5 protein-coding genes are annotated in these 5,400 nt (G+C 70.4%); 2 read left to right on the top strand and 3 right to left on the bottom strand.

Translation table 11 applies throughout. From position 1 onward, the window contains the following. The first annotated feature begins 408 nt into the window (after positions 1 to 408). A complete protein-coding gene (map, locus tag MZTS_RS22730) occupies positions 409 to 1,161 on the top strand; it encodes a type I methionyl aminopeptidase (protein WP_009863108.1) in 753 nt (250 codons plus the stop codon). A gap of 284 nt (positions 1,162 to 1,445) precedes the next feature. Next, positions 1,446 to 2,804 carry an L-serine ammonia-lyase gene (locus MZTS_RS22735; protein ID WP_192285519.1) on the top strand — a complete coding sequence of 453 codons (1,359 nt, stop codon included), beginning with the start codon at positions 1,446 to 1,448 and terminating at the stop codon, positions 2,802 to 2,804. Positions 2,805 to 3,162: 358 nt separating this feature from the next. Here the strand turns inward: MZTS_RS22735 and MZTS_RS22740 are convergent, their stop codons facing one another. The 3 genes from MZTS_RS22740 to MZTS_RS22750 form a co-directional block, all read right to left on the bottom strand. Continuing rightward, on the bottom strand, positions 3,163 to 4,269 hold the full coding sequence (locus MZTS_RS22740; RefSeq protein ID WP_192285520.1) for a protein-glutamate methylesterase/protein-glutamine glutaminase: 1,107 nt from the start codon (positions 4,267 to 4,269) through the stop codon (positions 3,163 to 3,165). Between the two features lie 12 nt (positions 4,270 to 4,281). Then, positions 4,282 to 5,106 (bottom strand): CheR family methyltransferase, encoded by an 825-nt coding sequence (locus MZTS_RS22745; protein ID WP_192285521.1) that lies wholly within the window; start codon positions 5,104 to 5,106, stop codon positions 4,282 to 4,284. A 22-nt stretch (positions 5,107 to 5,128) separates the two neighbouring features. Further along, positions 5,129 to 5,400: chemotaxis protein CheW (locus MZTS_RS22750; RefSeq protein WP_192285522.1), on the bottom strand; the 272-nt coding region annotated here is incomplete at its 5' end.

Consider the following 5,400-nt stretch of genomic DNA (forward strand, 5'->3'; position numbering starts at 1 on the left):
CGGCCGCCCCGCACCGCCGCCGACCAGGGCGAGGATCTGATCGCCCTCTACGACAGGCTGATCCCGGCGCGCTGAGATCCGCGAATCCTGCGCGCAAGAGGCAAGCAAGGGGCAAGAAGGAAACGTCCTGCGGGCCGCCGCGTCGCTCTCCCCTCTCCGGTGGAGGGCGGTCGGTGGGGGCGAGCCTCTGCGCTCAGGAAGATCTACGAGACCTCCGCCCGGGCCGGCCGGGAAGACGGGCCGGGCGCGGACATGTCATCCGCCATCCGGTCGAGCCCTCCGGGATGGCGGCTGTCGCTGTCGTCCAGACGCCGTGCGGGCTTGCCGATCCGCTTCCGCTCAGTTCAACCGGGAACGGGGTCGGGTTCCCCGGTGAGGGCCGCCTCCAGCGCGCGAGAGGAAAGCAGCATGACGGTGTCGAACGACGACGATCTGGCAGGGCTCAAGCAGATCGGACGGATCGTTGCCGACACGCTGGAGGTGATGAGCCGGGCGCTCGAGCCCGGCATGACCACCCGCGAACTTGATCGGATCGGCCGGACCTTCCTGGAAACCGCCGGGGCCCGTCCGGCCCCGGAACTGGTCTACGCATTTCCCGGCGCGACCTGCATCAGCGTCAACGAGGAGATCGCTCACGGCATCCCGGGGGAGCGGGCGATCAGGCCGGGCGATCTGGTCAATATCGACGTCTCTGCGGAGAAGGACGGCTACTTTTCCGATACCGGGGCGTCGTTCGCGATGCCGCCCGTGACGCGTGCGGTCGAGCGGCTTTGCCGGGACGGGCGCCGGGCGATGTGGACCGGCTTGCGCGAGGTCGGCGCCGGCAAGCCGCTGGCGGGCATCGGCCGGGCCGTGGGCGCCTTCGCCCGCAAGAACGGCTACACCCTGGTCCGCAACCTCGCCAGTCACGGGGTGGGCTGGTCGCTGCACGAGGAACCGACCGAGATCGCGACTTGGCCCGACGCCTCCGAGCGCCGGATCATGGCGGAGGGGCTGGTCTTCACCGTCGAGCCCTTCCTGTCCCTCGGCGCCACTCTCGCCGAGGACGGCGGCGACCCCTGGACCCTCTACAGCCAACCGAGAGCCCTGACGGTCCAGTACGAGCATACCGTCGTCGCAACCCGCAACGGACCGCTGGTCCTCACCATGCCGGGGCAATAGGCCCGCGGGGCGGCGAGGCCGAGATCGGATCGGCCAGCCCGCGCGGCCTCTGAGCGACGCCCCGATCCGCTATCACGAAGGAAGCGGCCGGATGTGGTATGAGAGAAGCGCCGCTTGATCGCGCGGAGTACCGGCGCCCCTTCTCGACTTTTCGCCACGGTTTCCTCAATGAGGCCGCCTTCGGCCTGGAAGGCTCCGCCGAGCATCAGTCTTGCGTCGTGCCGCGCTGCCCCGAACCGAGACCCGTTTCGGGGGAAGGCACCCTTGAGAGAGCACCCGGCCCGATGATCAGCACGTTCGATCTGTTCAAGATCGGGATCGGTCCCTCGAGTTCCCACACGGTGGGGCCCATGGTCGCCGCGCGCCGGTTCCGCAAGACGGTGCTGGAGCGGGCTGACCGTGCCGTCACCCGCATCGTCGCCGAGATCCACGGCTCGCTCGCCTGGACCGGGCGCGGCCACGGCACCGACGTGGCGATCCTGCTCGGCCTGCTCGGCCACGAGCCCGCCACCATCGATCCAGACCGGACCACGCCCCTGGCGGAGGCCCTGCGCCGCACGGGCGATCTCGGCATCTCCGGCGTCGTGTTCGATGTCGAGCGGGATCTCGTGTTCAACTTCACCGAGATCCTGCCGCTGCACACCAACGGCATGCGCTTCCGCGCCTTCGATGCCGGGGACAGGCTCTTGGAGGAGCGGATCTTCTACTCGGTCGGCGGCGGCTTCGTCGTCGCGGATACGGAGGCGGAGGCCGCCTCCGCAGCGACCGCCGCGCCGCCGCTCCCCTTCGGCAGCGCCCACGAACTCCTCGACCTCACCCTCCGCACCGGCCTCACCATCCCGCAGATCCAGCTTGCCAACGAGCTGAGCCTGCGTCCGCGCGAGGCGATCGAGGCCGGCCTCGACGAGATCCGCGACGCGATGTTCGCCTGCATCGAGCGCGGCCTGCGCCAGGAGGGCGAATTGCCCGGCGGCCTGCGGGTGCGGCGGCGCGCCAAACGCCTGCACGATTCCCTGGAGGCGACCCGGCTCACCAACAGCCGCCCGGCCCACGAGGTCATGGACTGGATCAGCCTGTTCGCGCTCGCCGTGAACGAGGAGAACGCCTCCGGCGGCCGTGTGGTCACGGCGCCGACCAACGGCGCGGCGGGGATCGTGCCGTCGGTGCTGCGCTATTCCCGCGATTTCTGTCCCGGCTGGAGCGACGAGCGCGGGCGCGACTTCCTGCTCACGGCCGCCGCCATCGGCGGCCTCATCAAGTCCCGCGCCTCGATCTCGGGGGCGGAGGTTGGCTGCCAGGGCGAGGTCGGCTCGGCCGCGGCGATGGCGGCGGCGGGGCTGACGGCGGCGCTGGGCGGCTCGGCCTTCCAGATCGAGAACGCCGCCGAGATCGCGATGGAGCACCATCTCGGCATGACCTGCGATCCCATCGCCGGCCTCGTGCAGGTGCCCTGCATCGAGCGCAACGCCTTCGGCGCCAACAAGGCGGTGGTGGCCGCCTCCCTGGCCCTGCGCGGCGACGGCGAGCACCGGGTCAGCCTGGACGAGGTGATCGAGACCATGCGCCAGACCGGCCACGACATGCAGGCCAAGTACAAGGAAACCTCGTTGGGCGGCCTCGCCGTCAACGTCGCGGCCTGCTGATCCTGTTTCCGCGGTTCCGGTTGATCAAACCGGAGCCAGTGTCAGGAAGCCCGCGCGGCGTCTGAGCGACGACGCCCTCCGCCATCCCGTAGGGATCAGGCGGAGGGCGTATGAGAGCAGGCGGCCGGGAGGTATCGCCGAGCCGGCTCTCGCGGAGGAGGCGCTGCGGCGGGGGCGGTTTCACATCGAGCATGGGAGAACTTCGACAGCCGTCACGGGCTGACGGGATGGGGGGAGGGCGCCCCCTGTCGCTTCCATGCCTGCGACAGCCCCTCGGATAGTCCTTAGTAATCCCTTGTAACCATTGATCAATCGCGATCCGGCCGGCCCCGTCCCGGAGGCCGTCAGCGGTCCGGCCTCACTTGGCGGAGGCGGGCCGGCGCGGGGGAGTGGGCGCGTCGGCGAGCAGGATCTCGTGGGCGATCCGGTCGAGAGGGACGATCCGGGCCGCGGCGCCGCGGTCGATCGCCTCCTTCGGCATGCCGAACACGACGCAGCTTTCCTCGTTCTGGGCCAGGGTCAGTGCCCCGGCCCTGCGCATCTCCAGCAGGCCGGCGGCGCCGTCGTCGCCCATGCCCGTCATCAGGATGCCGAGGGCGTTGCTCCCCGCGCATTGGGCCGTGGAGCGGAACAGCACGTCGACGGAGGGGCGATGGCGCGAGACGAGCGGCCCGTCCTTGACGGCGACAGTGTAGTGGCCGCCGCTACGCTGGAGCAGCAGGTGCCGCCCGCCGGGTGCGATCAGCGCCTGTCCCGGCCGCACCGCATCGCCGTCCTCCGCCTCCTTCACGGCGATGGCGCAGAGCCCGTCCAGCCGCTTGGCGAAGGCGGCGGTGAAGCGCTCCGGCATGTGCTGCACGATGACGATGCCGGGGCATTCCGCCGGCAGCGCCTCCAGCACGTCGCGCAGGGCCTCGGTACCGCCGGTCGAGGCGCCGATGCAGACGATCCGGCTGGTCTCGGCCACCGCGCGGCCGGGCAGAGGCGGCGGCATCACCGCGTCGGCGGTGAGCTTGGCCTCGACCGTGCGGCTCGGCGCCCGGCCGGGACGCAGGCGGGCGCGGGCGGCGGCGCGGACGGCATCGCAGAACCGGATCGAGGATTCCATCAGGAACTGGCGCGTGTCGATCCGGGGCTTGGGCAGGACCTCGACGGCGCCTGCCTCCAGCACCTCGAACAGCATGCGCGAGCCGGCTTCCGTCAGGGTCGAGCAGATGATCACCGGGATCGGCCGCTGCGCCATGATCTTGCGCAGGAAGGTCAGTCCGTCCATGCGCGGCATTTCGAGGTCGAGGATGATGACGTCCGGCACCTCCTCCTGGATGCGCCGGGCGGCGATGAAGGGGTCGGCGGCGGTGCCGAGCACGGTGATGTCGGGGGCCGCGGCGAGGATGCCCGCGAGCGTCTGCCGGACGGAGGCGGAATCGTCGACGATGAGGACGCGGATCGGGGCGGCCTGGTTCAACGGAGCGGTTCCTTATCTGCGGAAGACGGTCGATGAGACCGGCGTCAGACCCGGCACCCCGGTCCCGGCCATGGATTCGGAATGACCGACCACGAGGAAGCCCCCGGGACGCAGATGGGCGGCGAGGCGTCCAAGGACGGCTTTCTGGGTCGACTTGTCGAAGTAGATCAGGACGTTGCGGCAGAAGATGACGTCGACGCCGTGATCGACCGGGTAGCGGGCATCCATCAGGTTGAGCCGCTGGAAGCGGGTGCGGGCGCGCAGCTCCGGCACGATCCGGCCCTGTTTGCGCCCCGGATCGCGGGCCCGCATGACGTAGCGTCGGCGCAGATCCGGCGGCACGGCCGCAAGCATCTCGTCGGGATAGATCGCGTCGGCCGCGACGCGCAGCACCTCGGTCGAGATGTCGGTGCCGAGGATCGCGTAGCTGAACCCGGCGCCCGCCGCGATCATGTCCTGCAGCACCATGGCCAGGGTGTAGGCCTCCGCCCCCGTCGAGGCCGCCGCGCTCCAGAGCTTCAGCAGGGGACGGCCGCGCCCGGCGATCAGCCGCGGTACGATCTCGCTGCGCAGGAGGTCGAAATGGGCGGGCTCGCGGAAGAAATCCGTCTTGTTCGTGGTCACGCAATCGACGAGGTGGACATATTCCTCGGCGAGACGCCCCTCGTCGAACAGGTGGCGACCGTACGCGTCCAGGCTGTCGAGGTCGAGGGCGCGCATGCGCTTGCGCAGGCGCCCCTCCAGCATGGTGCGCTTGGCCGGTGGAAGCTGGATTCCGACCTGGCTCTGGATCAGCTCGACCACCGATCGGAAATGACGATCGCTGAGTTGCGACACGGCGCGCCTGTCCCGGAACGCGTCAGGCCGCGGCGAGCAGGGCCGGATCGTCGCCCGACATCAGCGCCACGAGGTCGAACACCACCACGAAGGCCTCGCCCTTGCGGCCGATGCCGGCGATGTAGTGCGAGCGCCAGCGCCCCCCGACCTCGGGGGCCTCCTCCATCTCGGCCTGATCGAGTTCCGTGACCTCGAACACCCGGTCGGCGACGAAGCCGACCCGCATCGGCCGGTTCGGCATCGGGATGTTCAGGAGGATGATGCGGGTCGCGGCGGTCGGCGCGGCGGGCGGCA

Source organism: Methylorubrum zatmanii (assembly GCF_014845115.1).
Taxonomy (GTDB): Bacteria; Pseudomonadota; Alphaproteobacteria; order Rhizobiales; family Beijerinckiaceae; genus Methylobacterium; species Methylobacterium zatmanii.

Coding starts and splice junctions, on each gene's coding strand:
- map (WP_009863108.1), top strand. CDS start 409: ATGACGGTGTCGAACGACGACGATCTGGCAGGGCTCAAGCAGATCGGA.
- MZTS_RS22735 (WP_192285519.1), top strand. CDS start 1,446: ATGATCAGCACGTTCGATCTGTTCAAGATCGGGATCGGTCCCTCGAGT.